Source organism: Senegalimassilia faecalis (genome assembly GCF_004135645.1).
GTDB lineage: Bacteria > Actinomycetota > Coriobacteriia > Coriobacteriales > Eggerthellaceae > Senegalimassilia > Senegalimassilia faecalis.
In genome coordinates, this window is the sequence record NZ_SDPW01000001.1 from 895,099 (window position 1) to 910,872 (window position 15,774).

General features: G+C 60.1%; 12 protein-coding genes. 4 read left to right on the top strand and 8 right to left on the bottom strand.

Features of this window, described 5'->3' with window-relative positions:
* Nucleotides 1–1,683 precede the first annotated feature (1,683 nt).
* Complete coding sequence (locus ET524_RS03765; RefSeq protein ID WP_129423401.1) at nucleotides 1,684–2,175, top strand: hypothetical protein; 492 nt, start codon at nucleotides 1,684–1,686, stop codon at nucleotides 2,173–2,175.
* A gap of 168 nt (nucleotides 2,176–2,343) precedes the next feature.
* A complete protein-coding gene (locus ET524_RS03770) occupies nucleotides 2,344–3,879 on the top strand; it encodes an alanine/glycine:cation symporter family protein (protein WP_129423402.1) in 1,536 nt (511 codons plus the stop codon).
* A gap of 82 nt (nucleotides 3,880–3,961) precedes the next feature.
* On the opposite strand, the gene ET524_RS03775 is transcribed toward ET524_RS03770, so the two are convergent.
* From ET524_RS03775 to ET524_RS03800, 6 genes are all read right to left on the bottom strand, one after another.
* Entirely contained in the window at nucleotides 3,962–4,756 is a 795-nt protein-coding gene (locus ET524_RS03775; RefSeq protein WP_129423403.1) for a helix-turn-helix transcriptional regulator, read from the bottom strand.
* Nucleotides 4,757–5,479: 723 nt separating this feature from the next.
* Nucleotides 5,480–6,433, bottom strand: coding sequence for a carbamate kinase (arcC, locus tag ET524_RS03780; protein ID WP_129423404.1), 954 nt, complete (start codon nucleotides 6,431–6,433; stop codon nucleotides 5,480–5,482).
* Nucleotides 6,434–6,556: 123 nt separating this feature from the next.
* Nucleotides 6,557–7,996 carry a purine-cytosine permease family protein gene (locus ET524_RS03785; protein ID WP_161566598.1) on the bottom strand — a complete coding sequence of 480 codons (1,440 nt, stop codon included), beginning with the start codon at nucleotides 7,994–7,996 and terminating at the stop codon, nucleotides 6,557–6,559.
* Nucleotides 7,997–8,009: 13 nt separating this feature from the next.
* Nucleotides 8,010–8,231 carry a hypothetical protein gene (locus ET524_RS03790; RefSeq protein ID WP_129423406.1) on the bottom strand — a complete coding sequence of 74 codons (222 nt, stop codon included), beginning with the start codon at nucleotides 8,229–8,231 and terminating at the stop codon, nucleotides 8,010–8,012.
* A 265-nt stretch (nucleotides 8,232–8,496) separates the two neighbouring features.
* On the bottom strand, nucleotides 8,497–9,693 hold the full coding sequence (locus ET524_RS03795; protein WP_129423407.1) for an agmatine deiminase family protein: 1,197 nt from the start codon (nucleotides 9,691–9,693) through the stop codon (nucleotides 8,497–8,499).
* Between the two features lie 131 nt (nucleotides 9,694–9,824).
* Nucleotides 9,825–10,916, bottom strand: coding sequence for an ornithine carbamoyltransferase (locus ET524_RS03800; protein ID WP_129423408.1), 1,092 nt, complete (start codon nucleotides 10,914–10,916; stop codon nucleotides 9,825–9,827).
* Nucleotides 10,917–11,519: 603 nt separating this feature from the next.
* Between ET524_RS03800 and ET524_RS03805 the strand changes: the two genes are divergently transcribed.
* Nucleotides 11,520–11,981: a diguanylate cyclase domain-containing protein gene (locus ET524_RS03805; protein WP_129423409.1), complete on the top strand. Its 462-nt coding sequence runs from the start codon at nucleotides 11,520–11,522 to the stop codon at nucleotides 11,979–11,981.
* Between the two features lie 124 nt (nucleotides 11,982–12,105).
* On the opposite strand, the gene pdxT is transcribed toward ET524_RS03805, so the two are convergent.
* Nucleotides 12,106–12,744 carry a pyridoxal 5'-phosphate synthase glutaminase subunit PdxT gene (gene pdxT, locus ET524_RS03810; RefSeq protein ID WP_129423410.1) on the bottom strand — a complete coding sequence of 213 codons (639 nt, stop codon included), beginning with the start codon at nucleotides 12,742–12,744 and terminating at the stop codon, nucleotides 12,106–12,108.
* 231 nt (nucleotides 12,745–12,975) lie between these two features.
* Nucleotides 12,976–13,866: a pyridoxal 5'-phosphate synthase lyase subunit PdxS gene (gene pdxS / locus ET524_RS03815; protein ID WP_129423411.1), complete on the bottom strand. Its 891-nt coding sequence runs from the start codon at nucleotides 13,864–13,866 to the stop codon at nucleotides 12,976–12,978.
* 135 nt (nucleotides 13,867–14,001) lie between these two features.
* Between pdxS and pdxR the strand changes: the two genes are divergently transcribed.
* A complete protein-coding gene (gene pdxR / locus ET524_RS11525; protein WP_161566599.1) occupies nucleotides 14,002–15,594 on the top strand; it encodes a MocR-like pyridoxine biosynthesis transcription factor PdxR in 1,593 nt (530 codons plus the stop codon).
* The last annotated feature ends 180 nt before the right edge of the window (nucleotides 15,595–15,774 follow it).

Sequence of the window (15,774 nt, forward strand, 5' to 3'; positions counted from 1 at the left end):
CGCCCCACCAGCCTTTGCCAGCAAGCAGCGCGTTGCGCCCAGTATAGCGCGCCAACCACGCAATGCCGAGAGCAGAAGTGGAGTTTCGCGCCGGACGGCAAATGCTCGCGACGAAAACCCGACAAGGAGGCATGGCGAAACGGCGGCGACCCCTCGATAGCATTGCCGCACCCCGCCTTACCCGCACCCGCGCAAAAAGCATCTTCGCCAAGCGTCGCTCGCATCTGCGTCCGCAGCCGCGACCACGGCCGCACCATCGCTCGCGCCCGCGTTTGCGCCCACTCCCGCATCTGCGCCTGCACCCGCACCTGCGTCCACACCTGCACCCATATCCGTGCTGCGGCCACGGCCGCACCTGCGCCTGCACCTGCACCCGCACCAAACGTCGCCCGCATCTGCGCCTGCAGCCGCACCCATATCCGCGCCGCGGCTACGGCCGCAAAAGGCCCCCGTTGTCCGCTGTACCGCCGCACGCACCTGCATAAAATCGCAACCGGCCGAAAGGTGAAATTCAACTTCTTGAGAATATGGCCACTGTTGGCCAATAATCCTAGAAGCTGAAATTACCAGGAACGGCGAACAAGGAACCCAAAGCGCGCTGACTCACATTTTTGATACAAACGTAATATTTTTCGTAATAAGCGATACCGTTTTGAGGGTTTCACGCTGCTTGTATTCGCGACCTTCAAAAGCACTTTTCAGCTTCTCGCAATTCCGGCCGCAAATCGTTCAGCTTCTCGCATTCTTGCCCAACAATGGCCAAAAAGCCGCAAAGCTGAATCCCGGGAGGACAAAACGGCGCCTAACACGCCTGGCAGAGGGGGCAAAACGGGCAGGGGGCAAAACGGGTAAGAGGCAAACTCGACAGGGGGGGGGCAAAACTCGATGAGCGATGACCTCTTGTCCTGCTTGACGGCTGTGAAATGGGCTACGAAAAAAATGAAGCCGGAGAGGAAGGCTCCGGCTTTCGAAAGGAATCCCGACAGGTTACGGGCTCTTGGCAACCCGCTCCGCTTTTCGCGGACCCTTGCAAACTACGAGACAGTCAATTTGGCGAAGATAGTCATTTCAGTTTTGCAATATATCCACTGTCGGACAGTTGAGAATTTTACACGTCTCAACATATCTTGCAACTCCTTCATAAAGCGTACACGCAGGTTAAACACGCTTTTCATAGGCTTTGAACTCGCATTATAGGCCGCTCTTAAATCAAAACGATTTTTGATAGTTTTTGCATAATGAATGCCAAAATATACAAAGTGACAATCCGGCAACAAATGCCCAGCCCACGCAGGCGGCGAGAGAAGCCCCTGCACGCGAGCGTATCGGCAAGGCAAGCGCAGACGTAACAAACGCAATGCGAGTAAGCAGCAGGCGGACAAAGTCCTAGAAAACTTGCTAGCGAAGAGGCCGCAAGCGAAAAGTCAAAACCGGGGGATAGCGGGCTACCGAGATCGGAACGGCACCGCAAGGCCCGCAAGCGCGCCAATCTCGCAAGGCCACCGGCGAAATCGACCGCCGTCGGCATTAATGACCGAATTGCCCCTTTATCTTGCGGTTTGCGCCCAAAACGCGACCCCCACGTATAATGGACCGGATTGCGAAAAACGCCGTCGACCTGTCGTCGATCGCCGACGCGCCCCGCAAGACGCCTCAGTCCCGCGCCCAGCAAGGAGGCGTCCCATGAGAAAACCGAAGCTCGTCAAACTCGCGGCTCTGGCGTTTGCAAGCGTCTGCGCCATCGGCCTTCTGGCCGGCTGCTCCAGCTCGTCCGGCGGCGCACCCGCAACCAGTAACGGCGAGTACCCCACCATCACCATGAACGCGCCCTACCGCAACATGTCGAAGTTCCAGGACCCGGTGCACGAGAAGTGCCCCGAAATCAACCTGGAGGTCATCCCCTACAACGGCGCAAACACCAGCGCGTACATGACCGACATGCGCAAATCGGGCCAGATGACCGACATCTTCTTCAACACCGTGTACACGCCGGGCCATCTTGACGACGAAAACGACTTCCTTGACATGTCCGGCCTCGACTTCACCGACAACTACGTGCAGTCGCGCCTGCGCGAGGTCACGCCCAACGGCGGCGCCGTATCGCTTGACGTTGCCGATCCGCCCTGCAACGTGCCTGGTAGCGAGCGCTCAGGGACGCGGAGTAGCACCCATTAACCGAGTATTAACGCCGTAACACTCCATTTCCCCTAATGGAAACGCATTCAAAAAACGCCGCCGGTAGCGTTTGCCTTGTCACATTCGCACGGAGCGCGCATGCGCTGGGGAGATGCCCCTTCACTCTCCCGAGCGCATGTGCCCTCCCGGACCGGAAAGGGGAAGGCAATGGAGGATTTCCTGACGTCGTTCTTCATCACGCCATTCACCGGATTGGCCGAAGGCATCGCAAGCGCCACCAGCCCGCTTGACGTTATCGACGCCGTCGACGGGTTCGTGTGGGGTCCGATCATGATTCTGCTGCTGCTTGGCACGCACATTTTCATGACCATCCGCACCGGGTTCATCCAGAGGAAGATCGGCACGGGCATCAAGCTGTCCGTCACGAAGGACGACCCGTCCAACGCCGACGGCGACATCACGCAGTTCGGCGCGCTGACCACCGCACTTGCCGCCACCATCGGCACGGGCAACATCGTGGGCGTGGGCACGGGCCTTCTGTTCGGCGGTCCGGGCGCCATCTTCTGGATGTGGATCACCGGCATCCTGGGCATCGCCACGAAGTACTCCGAGGTGTTCATTGGCGTGAAGTACCGCGTGAAGGACCACTCGGGCAAGATGCTTGGCGGCGCCATGTACGCCCTTGAGCGCGGCTTCAAGAACAAGAAGGCCGGCCGCATCCTGGCCATTCTGTTCGCCCTGTTCGCGTCGCTGGCCGCGTTCGGCATCGGCGCCTCCACGCAGTCGAATTCCCTGGCCGACGCGCTGTACAACACGTCACTTATCGACGGCAAGGCCATCCCGCAGTGGCTGGTGGGCGCCGTGGTTGTGGTGCTGGTTGCCATCGTCATTCTGGGCGGCATCAAGTCCATCTCGAAGGTGTGCGAGAAGCTGGTGCCCGTCATGGCCCTCTTCTACGTGGTGTGCTGCCTGGTGATCATCGGCATGAACGGCCAGTACCTGGGCGAGGCCATTCGCCAGATTATCGTGGGCGCGTTCACCCCGGCCGGCGCCGCCGGCGGCGCGGTGGGCTCCACCGTTACGCTGGCCCTGCAATTCGGCTTCAAGCGCGGCATCTTCTCCAATGAGTCCGGCATGGGCTCTGCTCCGCTGGTTGCCTCCTCCGCCACCACGAAGAACCCCGCACGTCAGGCGCTGGTTTCCATGACCGGCACGTTCTGGGACACCGTGGTGGTGTGCCTGATCACGGGCCTGATGCTCATGACCACGCTGCTTGCCAACCCCGAGCTTTCCACCGCCATTGTCAACGGCACCATCTCCTCGGGCGCCGGCCTTGCAACCGCCGCGTTCGAGAAGATCCCCGTGTTCGGCCCGTTGGTGCTGCTGGTTGGCCTGATCACGTTCACGTACTCCACCATCCTGGGCTGGAGCCAGTACGGCAACCGCGCCATCAGCTACCTGCTGGGCAAGAAGGCCGTCATGCCGTACTACATCGTGTTTTTGCTGTTCGTGTTCTGGGGCTGCATGATGGTTGGCGACGCGGCGAACAGCGCCACCGTTTCGAACCTCAGCTCCGTGGTGTGGAACTTCGCCGACGTGATGAACGCCCTGATGGCCATCCCGAACTGCATCGCGGTGCTGGGCCTGTCCGCCATCATCGCCCGCGAAACGAAGCACTACGTCTTCGACAACAACCTTGAGGAAGTCGACAAAACCGAGATTCCCCAGTACGACGAGAAGTAGCGCATCGCAAACGACACACAAGCCGCGAGCGGGACAAAGGGACTGTCCCCTTGTCCCGCTTACGCCGCGGCTCTAATGCCTCTCAGGGCTCGTCCTTCTTTGAGGCAGCCCCCCCCCGGCTGTTTCCGACGCGATTGAGCGCGGCGAAGAATTGCATCTCATTCGACACGCCCATCTTGTGGTAGATGTTTGCGATGTGGCGCTTAAGCGTGTTCTTGCTGATGCTTAGCTCATCGGCAATGTCGGCGCGCGACACGCCTTTCATAAGCAAGCACGATACCTCCCACTCGCGCGGCGAAAGCGAATACGCGGCAACAATGGGGTCAGTATCGCAATCCATCATGAAGCGATTCACGCCATTGGGGTACACAATCCTAAAACGGCTGCAAAGATGCGTGTTGACGTCGTCGAATACGCGCATCTCTTCATCGGTGAAATTGCCGTGCTCCTTGGAGCGCATAAGCGAAATGGTGCCGAACAAAATGCCATCGGCCGCGATGCACGCCGTTGCCGTGTAGGAGATGCCCATACGGCTTTCCCATTCCTGATGGATGCGCGAATGCTCAATCACGTCCAAGCTGACCAGGTCCGTTGCGCGAACGGTGACGGGAATTCCTTGGTTGTAGAACCACGAAAGATAATCGATGGTATGGTAGTAATTCGCATAGAGCGCGGTGATTTCCTCATCCGTGTCCATGCTTCGATAATTGAACGCAGCCTTATACCGATCCGACTGGTCGTTCAGCGCCGTGTACGAGTGATCGAACGGAATAATCTCGCGCAGACCTTCGCAACAACTCACCAGCAAGTCTTCCATGGGAGTCGTATAAATCTTAAGAATTAGGTCGTTTTGCTTCCTCCGCATATCTTCTGCCATATGCCACACTCCATACGCAAAATCTGATTGTCCCCTTAGGGAAATTATACCGGTGCGGCTTTCGGTAATTCCCGAAAACTAGCTTTACATTCCGTTTTCCGTAGGTAATCGGTGCAGAATATGCATTGCAGCGTATCTGACCACCGCAAAGGCCAACCCGGTTTTACGCAAAATGGCAAAGGCCCCATCGCGTTGCCGACGGAGCCTTTGCCTGCAGTTGGAAAGCGCGACGGTGGCGAAAATCCGTCGCAGGGTATGTCGGAGTTATCGTGCGCGAAAGCCACAAGCCCCGCGCAGCCGGCGGCACAAATAGAGGGGATGCCGCCGACCGCCACGACGCGAGCCCGGGAGCGGTAGAATCCCGGAGCATAATCGAAAGCCCGCAGGCGCGCCCAAGAAAGCGCGGTTATTCGAGGCGCGTCCTGTGGGCAAGGCCACACTCCCTGGCCCGCACTTGCGCACGCGTAGAAGCTAAAGGGCACGTGGACAAGGGACTGCAGCGCAGGCAGGGAGTATGGCATTGCCCGCATCGCGAAGCTTCCCGGGTTGCGCGCCGCATCTTGGCATGCGGCGCGCGCTATCGGAAAAGGCCAGGTCCGCCAACAAAATGAAAGCGGCAATGGCAGGCAGCTTGGCAAAGGCGAAGGAGCCCACGCGACGGCGAATGCGCGCGGCGCCGGCGCCAAGGCGCCTGCCAGGAAGGATCCTGGCAGAGTGGGCAGTTTACGCGGTGATGACGGTGCCCGTCTTGCCCTCCAGGCCGGCGGCGGCGCACTCGAGCGAGGTGATGAGCGCCTTGCCCTGCGGGTAGGCCTCGACGTACTCGATGCAGGCCTCGACCTTGGGGAGCATCGAGCCGGGGGCGAACTGGCCCTCCTCGATGTACTTGCGGGCCTCGGCGACCGTCATGGAGGAGAGCTCCTGCTGGTCGGGCTTGTTGAAGTTGATGCACACCTTCTCGACGGCGGTGAGGATCACCAGCATGTCGGCGCCGAAGTCGGCGGCCAGCTTCGCGCTGGAGCGGTCCTTGTCGATGACGGCGGGCACGCCCTCGTAGCCGTCCTCGGTCTCGAAGACCGGCACCCCGCCGCCGCCGGTGGACACCACGATGTAGCCGGCGTCCATGAGGTCCTTGACGGCGTCGAACTCGACGATGCGCTGGGGCTTCGGGGAGGCCACCACCTGGCGCCAGCCGCGGCCGGCGTCCTCCTTGAACGTCCAGCCGGTCTCGGCGGCCTTGGCCTTTGCCTCCTCCTCGGTCATGAACGCGCCGACGGGCTTGGTGGGGTTCTGGAAGGCCGGGTCGTCCGGGGAGACGACGGTCTGGGTGATGACGTTGGCCGTGGAGCGCATGATGCCGCGGGCCTTGAGGTCGTTCAGGATCGCCTGGGACAGCTGGTAGCCGATGTAGCCCTGGGACATGGCGCCGGCCTCGGGGAAGGGCATCTCGGGCGTCTTGCCGTCGTTGGCGGCGGCGTAGGCGAACGCGTTGTTGATCATGCCGACCTGCGGGCCGTTGCCGTGGGACACCACGACGTTGACGCCGTCGCCGACCATGTCGACGATGTGCTTGGCGGTGTTCTTCACCAGCTCGAGCTGCTCCTGCGGCGTGTTGCCCAGGGCGTTGCCGCCCAGGGCGATGACGACACTTGGGCCGTCTCCTTTCTGATATGGCATAAGACTCTCCAATCTTGATTACGGCGTTCAGCAGGGGCGCCCGCACTTCGCTATCTCAAGGGCACGCACCCCGCTGAACTGCGAATACTTCAACATTGAACGCTGCTTCATCCAGCGGCAAAACTACTTCACGTCAGCCGGTTCCGCTTTCGCTTCCTCGTTCGAATTCGGGAATCCGCCGATGCCGCGCTTCACAAGAAGCAGCTTTCCAAGCACGTAGTACGCAACCGCGCTGAAGATGCACACGGCGGTCGTGGCGTTGCAGAATCGGAAAGCATCGTGCGGGATGCACATGAAGGGATCGAAAATCAGCAGGTACAGCACAACGGACGCGGCGAACACTCCAATAGCAACCCAGTTGAAGCCGCCCCAGAAGTAGTACTTGGAGCTTTTGCCGTTGTTGTACGCATCGCGAATGGAGATGTGCTTTTTCCTGAACGCGTAGTAGTCGACAAGCTGCATCATGGCGATGGGAGCGCAGCTCATGCTGGAGATACCCAAGATGATGTAGAAGCTGTCGTACAGCGGCTCAGCCCAAATCATGCCGACGAAAGCGATGATGGTGATCAGGCCGGTGCACTTGCCCCAGGAAAGCTTCAGGAAGCTCTTGACCTGCTTCACGCCAATGCCCAGGTTATACAGCATAACGGAACACGCAGTGATGTCTGCGCCGATGACCAGCACCAACGCCGCGGTGCCAAGCGCCAAGCCGCCCATAGGAATCATCCAAGCGGTCGGGTCGGAGCTGCCAACCAGCAACGCTGCCGCAACGCCCATAACGGTGCCCAAAGTGGCCGCGAACACCAAGCCGATAACGTTGGGCCAGAATGCTGCCTTCGTGGTTTTGCACAGCTTTGCCAGGCCGCCCATGTTCGGCCACCAGGAAAAGCCAGCGCCCATGCTCAGCTCGAACGCAATCAGGAAGTTCAACCATTCATCTTCAAACGGCGCAAGCGGCTGCGCGGAAAGCACCGTGTCCCATCCGTAGTTCATGCTGACCACAGCAAACAGGAAGATCAGGATGATAACGAAAATCGGGGCCACAATGGAATTCAGCTTCTTCAGCAGCTCCGGGCCCTTCCAGGCAACAAGCCAGCACACAGCACCAGCAGCAACCGAGAGAATGAACACGGGAACACCCGTAGTGATATCGATGTCGGTGAATCCCAGGACGATGTTGCCGATGGCCTTCGCAACCATCATGCATAAGATAATGAGCCAGGCGATGACGAATATCGACATCAAGATCAGGAACACCTTTGTGCCCTTGCCGCCAAGGATGCCTCGCACCGAGGTGTAGGCATCAACACCGTACTTGCCGGATATCACCTGCGTTGCCAGCGACATAAGCAGCACAGCGATGATGTTGCCGGCAATAGATGCAACCAGAGCAGTTTGCACGCCAACGTACAGGGCCAAGCTGCCGCCTGTAATAAAGCACCACGCGGCACATGCAAATCCCGTGATGACAACCGTGTAATCCTTGAAGCCGTAAACACGCTCGCTTTTCAAGACGGGCATGGACTCGCTTTGGGCCTCGCTATTGACATCTGTTTCAGCCATAGTGCACCTCCCCTTAGAAATACATGACCGCATACCAGACCACAGGCAAAATTCCAAGCACGATGAACATCGCGGCAATCAAAATATTGTCGGTTCTGTTCAACCCTGGAATGAGATCACCTGTACGTTCCTGCTCCTCAATTTGCGCGATGCGCTCGAACAGTTCCCCTTCGTGATCCTCGTCGAAGTTCGTGTTTCCACTGAGTTCGGATCTTATTTTTTCCACTTCGCTCATGGACTACTCCCTCCTCAAATTCGGAGTTGGCAATCACCCGAAGCACGAAAGAGAGCCGTTTCGACATTGTTTCGACACCATTCGAAGCAAGCCGTACCCTCACCTGGCTTCCCTTTTATGCTTCTGGCGAATTAAAAGAAGGGCGTGAGTCTCGCAACCAATCAGAAACCCACGCCCTCTATCATTTGATTCAGCTCATCCAGTCCGGTTGCCCCAGCAAACTCGTTGGCTTCGCGGACTGGGTGATGCGCAAAACAACGATTTCCTAGGCGGAAGGCTCCTGCTGCGTGATGCAGTGGATGTTGCCGCCGCCGTACACGACCTGGCGAGAGTCAACGCCGACGCACTTGAAGACCCCTTCGCCCCAAGTTTCGTCGTAGATCTTCTGCAGCGTTTCCACGGCAAGCGCGTCGTTGACGTCGCCGTACTGCGGGACGATGCAGCCATGGTTCGTGACCAGGTAGTTCATGTAGGAAGCAATCTGCGGCTCGTCCTGAGCGGTACGCGGATTCACAAGGTCGATGGAGTTGGCCTCTTCCTCAGACATGAAGCAGGGCTTTTCGGGCATGGGAAGCTTGTAGACCTTCAGCTTGCGGCCCTTCGCGTCCGTGGCGTTCACCAGCGTGTCGTAAATCTCATGGCACTGGCGATAGAACGGGTACTCGGGATCGTCGGTCCAGATGCAGGCCACAACACCCGGGGCGATGAACGTGGCGCAGTCATCGATGTGGCCGTTCGTGACAGCCGGGTCGATGCCTTCCTTAACCCAAATGACCTTTTCAACGCCCAGGTATTCCTCAAGCTCCTTGGTCATGTACTCGCGCAGCTCTTCGCTGAAGGGCTCGTACTTGCGCGGATACAGCGGCCAATCGCCGGCATCGGGCTCGTCGGCAACCAGCACGGAAGCCGTGCGGCCGGCGGAAAGCAGGCAGGAATCGGTCACGATAAGGGTGCCTTCGCCGTCAACGGTGATGGAGCCGCCCTCAAGAATCACGTGGTCGGGACGATACGTGCGAACGCCCACGTAATCGGCCATCTTACGAGCGATCTTCGCGTCCTTGTCCCAGGGAAAATACAGGCCGTCGACCAGGCCGCCGTATGCGTTGAAGTGCCAGTCGGTAGCAGCCTTGCCGCCCTTGCCGTCAACCAGGAACGTTGCGCCCGTGTCGCGGAACCACGCATCGTTGATGCTCATCTCCATGACGGTGACGCGCTCGTTGTCCTTGAACACGGCCTTACAGTTGTCGTAATCGGCCTCGTTGCAGCACATCACAACGGGCGTGAACTCGGAGATGGCGTTCGCGATGCCCGCATAGGTGCGCTGAGCAGGCACAGCGCCGAACGCAAACGTGTCGGGGCGATTCGGCCAGCCCATGAACACGCGGTCTTGCGGCGCATACTCAGCAGGCATGTAGAAGCCATCGACCTTAGGAGTGGACTCAGATTCGGTGATAGCACGCATTTCAGTACCTCCAATGGATACGAACGGGCCGCATGATCGCGAACGACCATGCGGCCCTTGCGAAAATGTGTTGGGAAGCCGCTCGACCGGCAGGATCGCGCCAGCACCGGTCGACCGGTTACGTTAAAGCCCTAGAAGTCGTAGTTGTGGATGCGCGGGGTCAGCAGGTCCTCAACCTTGCCGCGGTAGTAGTTCTCCAGGTACTCGCTCGTGTTGCGGCGAAGCGGCCACAGAATGTACACGAGGATGCCGCGCTGAGCGTACAGACGATTCTCGCCGAGGGGCAGGACCGCAGATTGCGGGCCGTCCCACACCGCGTCGGTAAGCTCCCAGTTGCGGTTGCCGGGCAGGTAGTGCATGACCCAAGCGGACTTCGGAGCGTGAGCCATGAGCTCCTCGTTGATCTGGAACTTCGGGTAGAAGACCTTGAACGCCTCTTCCTCGGAAACGCCCATCTTGTGATAGTTCACAACGCCGGTGTAGAAGAAGTCGGTCTCAGGGGCGTAGGCAATCGGGTCCTCGGTGCAGATGATCTCGCCGTTGCCGTCCTCGGCAGCCTGAGCGCGGCACTTGGCCAGCAGCTCCTCGGAGGGCCAGAACTTCTTCGGAGCAGCGCAGATTACGCGGATGCCCAGGCGCGGGAACAGGGACAGGTGGTCCATGAACACGCAGTCGAAGCCGTCGGCGCCATCGCCCAGCCACATGAACGTGCAGTCGGAAAGCTTTTTGCCCTTCGGCTTGCGCTCGATCATCGTGATGAGGTCGGCGATGACCTGCGTGGGATGATGCTGCTCCTGGCTGCCAAAGCCGTCGGACTGGAACTCGGCGCAGGACATGCCGCTGATAACCGGCACGGTGGAGTTCGCGACAACCTCGTCGATGACGCGCTGAGAAAGGCTGCGGATCATGATGGCGTCAGCCATGCTCGAGATGATTGCGGCGGTCTCGGCGATATCTTCCTGGCCAGAGCCGGCATGCAGGGAGCTGCCGTCGAGGAACATTGCGTGGCCGCCGAGCTGCTGCATAGCGGTCTCGAAGCTCACGCGAGTACGGGTTGACTGCTGGTCGAACATCATGGCGAGAGAGACGTTCTTGAGCAGAGGCAGGCGCACGCCCTTCTCCTCCATCTCTTTCAGCAGCAGGCAGACATCGAGCAGTTCGTTGATCTGGTCCACAGACCAGTCGCTCAGACGGTTCATGTCCATGTAATGCTCATGCTTCATAACCCTCACTCCTTCTTTTGACTTCGTCTTCCGACGATTTGCCCTTTTGAACCCCTCACCTTGGGATTCGGTGATTCGAACTTTACGGTTGGCCGGGGGTAACCCTCAATCGGCCGGCGGCACCATTTGTCAAAAGTGTGAGAAAGGGTTACAGAGGCTATTGCATCGAGCCATTACCTGCTACATCGCATGGCCCAAAAGGGTTATGCGGCGGTCACCCCGCAGGCGCGTTCGTCGGGCAGTTAATGAAGAAGACCGGATATCACTTTGTCTGCATGCATAAAAGCAGGGCAGAGAGATTGCCCCCAGCAGGCATAAAGCAAGCGGCCGTGCGAAGCTTGGCGGCACCCGGCAAGCGCCCCTCGTCGAAAGGCAAGTAGAGCGAGCCGCGCAGTCTACGACCCCGTAACGAAAAGTGGGACAAAGGGACTGTCCCCTTGTCCCACTTTCCCCGCTCAGCCTGTCGCCTGGGAGCGTCAAAACAGCGTTAAGCCCTAGTGTTTTGCTTTCCGCTTCGGCTTATTCGCTATATAGCGGTGTGTTGCGCGGCGTTTGCCGGATGGCGCGGGCGCGCAACCTGCACGGTGCACTCGGGGGGCCGACATGAGAAGGATTCACGTCCAGAACATCAGCGTGATCAGCATTGCCGTTACGATTATTCTCGGCCTTGCGTGCGTTGCCATTTTCATGCAAGGGCGCGTGCAGTTCGAAACGCTGCAACAGGCCACGGAAACGTACATCAGCTGCGAGAAAGACGCCAAGCAGCTGCAAAGCGGGTCGGACTACCTGACCGAACAGGTGCGCATGGTGGATATGACCAGCGATTTGCGCTACACCATCGAGGAGAAGATCAACGCCATCAACGAACAGCTGGCGCGCCCCGAAGACGGGATGCCGAAGGTGTCGCTGAGCGTAGGCGTGGCATTCGCCGACCGCCCGAACCCGGGCGAAAACCTGTTCAAGGACGCCGATCAGGCGCTGTATTACACGAAGGAACACGGCCGCAACGGCTGCACGTTCTACGGCGACAAGGGCACCGGCGCAGGAGCCGACACACAAGGGTAAGCGCACGCAGCTGACAAGGAGACTGACAAGGGGGGGCAGGTCGTTTGTCAGCTGTCCAATGTGCACATGCGAGACGAGGGGCCCGCGAAGCGGGCCCCTCGTTGTTTTACTTGATACGTTTTGCCTACGCCAGGCTTACGAGCAGCTGGTGAATACGCAGGTCATCGTCGAGTTCTGGGTGGAACGCCACGCCGATTTGGTTGCCGGCACGCACGGCAACGATGCGGTCGTCAACGCGCGCGAGCACCTTGGCGCCCTCGTGGGCCTCCTTGATGAACGGCGCGCGAATGAACGTCATGGGGATGTCGGTCGTTTCGCCATCCGGCACGCCCGGCAGGCCCGCGCACGGGGCCACCGTGTGGAAGCTGCCCAGTTGGCGGCCATAGGCGTTGCGGCGCACCGTCACCGGCAGCGTGCCGAATGCGCCGGGCGCGGTTGCGCCAGCGGCAACGGGGCCCGCGGGGTCGCCCGCGGCAGGGACGCCCTCTTCGACGTTTTGCGCCAGCAGAATCAGGCCCGCGCACGTGCCAAGCACCGGCAGGCCGGCGGCCACGCGATTGCGCAGCGTATCCAGCATGCCCAGCTCGCGCAGCATTTTCGCCTGCGCCGTGCTTTCGCCGCCCGGCAGCACCAGCGCGTCGAACGCCTGGTCCACATCAGGCCCCTGGCGCAGCTCCACGCACTCGCACCCCAACTTGCCCAAAGCGCGCTCATGCTCAATAAACGCCCCCTGAACAGCCAGAACCGCAACTTTCTTGCTCATAAGGAAAACCTTTCAATCAAGGAAACCTGACAAACGACCTGCCCCTTGTCGGGCTGGAAACGCCGCAGGTGGCGTCAAAGTCAGCGAGGGCCGCTGTGGTGCCCGGAATTCGTGGGAACGCGAGGGCGCCGCGTACTTCGGTACGCAAGCCCTCGGGTTCGCGCGAAGGCCGGGTGCCACAGCGGCCCACAGCGTCGAGTCAATTCGTTTGCCGGCAGGCAAACGAAACCTCTATTTCCCACGTTCAGCCATGAGCAGGGCAATCTCGCTCTCGTTGATGCCGACCATGGCTTCGCCGAGGTCTTCGGACAGCTCGGCAATCAGCTTAGCGTCCGTGTAGTTCGCCACGGCCTTCACGATGGCCTGCGCGCGCTTGGCGGGGTTTCCGGACTTGAAGATGCCCGAGCCCACGAATACGCCCTCGGCGCCCAGCTGCATCATCAGCGCGGCGTCGGCCGGGGTCGCAACGCCGCCGGCAGCGAAGTTTACGACGGGCAGCTTGCCGTTTTCGTGTACGTATTTCACTAGGTCAACCGGCACCTGCAGCTGCTTGGCGGCCTCGAACAGCTCATCTTCGCGCAGGTTCTGGATGCGGCGAATCTCAGAGTTCATCATGCGCATGTGGCGCACGGCCTGCACAACGTCGCCCGTGCCCGGCTCGCCCTTCGTGCGGATCATCGTGGCGCCCTCGGTAATGCGGCGCAGGGCCTCGCCCAGGTCGCGCGCGCCGCACACGAACGGCACGTTGAACTGCGTCTTGTCGATGTGGTACGTGTCGTCGGCAGGCGAAAGCACCTCGGACTCGTCGATGTAGTCGATGTCGATGGCCTGCAGCACCTGCGCCTCGACGAAGTGGCCGATGCGGCACTTCGCCATGACCGGGATGCTGACCGCTTCCTGAATACCCTTGATCATTTTCGGGTCGCTCATGCGGGACACGCCACCGGCCGCACGGATGTCGGCGGGGATGCGCTCAAGCGCCATAACGGCGCAGGCGCCGGCTTCCTCGGCGATGTGCGCCTGCTCGGGCGTGGTGACGTCCATGATGACGCCGCCCTTCAGCATCTGGGCAAGCTGGCGATTCAAGGCAACGCGCTCGGCGGCGGTTTGAGGCTCGGTCATTTCCTACTCCTTCTCTAGGTATGTGGTGTGTTCGAAGGATACGCCGCATCTGGTTATGGTAGTATGACCAAAACCTGTCCTTTTTATATGACCAGATGTTCCACGTGAAACACTGCGAGAAAGTATGGCGAACAGATGTTCTTTTACGACATGAATTTGCGCGGAAATTGCAGCCTTTACGAATACCTGTACCGCTGCATTCGCCACGACATCGCACACGGCACCATCGCCCCCGGCGAAAAGCTGCCTTCGAAGCGTAACCTGGCCAAACGCCTGGGTGTGAGCCTGATAACCGTAGAAGCCGCCTACCAGCAGCTTGCGGCAGAAGGCTACATTCGCTCGCGCGAACGCTGCGGCTACTACGCAAGCGACCTTGCCCCTGCCGAACGCGTTCAACAAGCGAGCAACGAAAGGCTCGGCGCAACACATCTCGGGGAAGAATCGGGTGCAAGCGGTGGCTTTCAAGAAGCAAACGACCGAGGAAACGCGCATGTCGCAGGGCAATCGAATACGCGAATCGGCGCTCAAGCACCCCGAAGCCGACCCCGCGCGACCGACGGCGCCGAAGCAGCCGACACGGCCCTCGATGCCGCGCCCTCTCTGCTGGCCGATTTCACGCACAGCACGTTAGCCACCGTGCTGTTCCCCTACGCCACCTGGGCGAAGACTGTGCGCAAAACGCTGTCTGACGAGTCGGCGGCAACGCTTGCCGAAGCGTCTTCGGCAGCAGGATCGCCCCAGCTTCGCCAAGCGATCGCCGACCACCTGCGCGAATACCGCGGCATGCACGTAAGCGCCCAGCAGATTGTCATCGGCGCTGGCGCGCAAACGCTGTATCAGCTGGTTGTGCAGCTGCTTGGCCGCAATCGCACGTTTGCCGTGGAAACACCGGGTTATCCGCTGCTTGCGCGCATGTATCAGCAGCAAAACGTGCAGACTGCGCATGTGCCGCTTAACGAAGGCGGCATTGCCATGGAACAGCTGGCGCATTCGGGTGCATCGGTGGCGCATATCATGCCGTCGCACCAGTTCCCCACCGGCATCGTCACCACGGCCAGCCGCCGGCGCGAGCTGCTGAACTGGGCGCGCGAGGGAGACCGCTACCTTATCGAGGACGATTACGATGCCGAATTCCGCATGGCCGGGCGACCTATCCCGTCGCTGTTCAGCATCGACGCCGCCGAGCGCGTGCTGTACCTGAACTCGTTCGCGAAAAGCCTGGGCGCTGCCTTCCGCATGGCCTACTTGGTGCTGCCGCCGCGCTTAGCGCAGCAATTCCACACCCAGCTGGGGTTTTACGCGAACACGGTCAGCCCGCTCGACCAACTGGCGCTGGCGCGCTTCATCGAATCGGGAAGCTACGAGCGCCACGTGAATCGCCTGCGCACGCGCGCCCGCAAAACACAAGATGCCCTGGTGGGAGCCCTGCGCGAGCACCTCGGCAGCAGCGTATCGTTCACGGAGCTAAACAACGGCCTGCATTTCATCATGCAGCTTGAAAGCAAACAGAGCGAAGCCGCCCTTGCCAACGCCGCGCTCGAACACGGTATCCGCATCGCGCCACTGTCGCAGTTCGACGAAAGCGGCAGTACGGGCACAGCCAACGTGTCATCTTCCGGCAACACCACCCCCGCAGCGCCCCGCCCGCAGTTCATCCTACGCAGCGACGCAATAGACGCCGAAACCGCCGAAACCATAGCAGCCGCCCTCGCAAACGCATGGGCATAACGTCGACGCCCCCTTCGGCCACTTCCGCGAGAAAGGGCGACCAAGCCGCAAGAAACACGTAGGTCAGAGCGAAAGCTCTGACCCTAATCAACAGCGCCCAAAGGGCGGTCACTATTTTCCCGAATCGGGCGCGTCACCATTTTCAACGGCGCCCTCCAAAACCCTGGCGGTTTTCACCGC

What these genes read in the sequence shown, in the direction of transcription:
- ET524_RS03765 (WP_129423401.1), top strand. Translation starts at nt 1,684, where the DNA reads ATGAGAAAACCGAAGCTCGTCAAACTCGCGGCTCTGGCGTTTGCAAGC.
- ET524_RS03770 (WP_129423402.1), top strand. Translation starts at nt 2,344, where the DNA reads ATGGAGGATTTCCTGACGTCGTTCTTCATCACGCCATTCACCGGATTG.
- ET524_RS03775 (WP_129423403.1), bottom strand. Translation starts at nt 4,756, where the DNA reads ATGGCAGAAGATATGCGGAGGAAGCAAAACGACCTAATTCTTAAGATT.
- arcC (WP_129423404.1), bottom strand. Translation starts at nt 6,433, where the DNA reads ATGCCATATCAGAAAGGAGACGGCCCAAGTGTCGTCATCGCCCTGGGC.
- ET524_RS03785 (WP_161566598.1), bottom strand. Translation starts at nt 7,996, where the DNA reads ATGGCTGAAACAGATGTCAATAGCGAGGCCCAAAGCGAGTCCATGCCC.
- ET524_RS03790 (WP_129423406.1), bottom strand. Translation starts at nt 8,231, where the DNA reads ATGAGCGAAGTGGAAAAAATAAGATCCGAACTCAGTGGAAACACGAAC.
- ET524_RS03795 (WP_129423407.1), bottom strand. Translation starts at nt 9,693, where the DNA reads ATGCGTGCTATCACCGAATCTGAGTCCACTCCTAAGGTCGATGGCTTC.
- ET524_RS03800 (WP_129423408.1), bottom strand. Translation starts at nt 10,916, where the DNA reads ATGAAGCATGAGCATTACATGGACATGAACCGTCTGAGCGACTGGTCT.
- ET524_RS03805 (WP_129423409.1), top strand. Translation starts at nt 11,520, where the DNA reads ATGAGAAGGATTCACGTCCAGAACATCAGCGTGATCAGCATTGCCGTT.
- pdxT (WP_129423410.1), bottom strand. Translation starts at nt 12,744, where the DNA reads ATGAGCAAGAAAGTTGCGGTTCTGGCTGTTCAGGGGGCGTTTATTGAG.
- pdxS (WP_129423411.1), bottom strand. Translation starts at nt 13,866, where the DNA reads ATGACCGAGCCTCAAACCGCCGCCGAGCGCGTTGCCTTGAATCGCCAG.
- pdxR (WP_161566599.1), top strand. Translation starts at nt 14,002, where the DNA reads ATGTTCTTTTACGACATGAATTTGCGCGGAAATTGCAGCCTTTACGAA.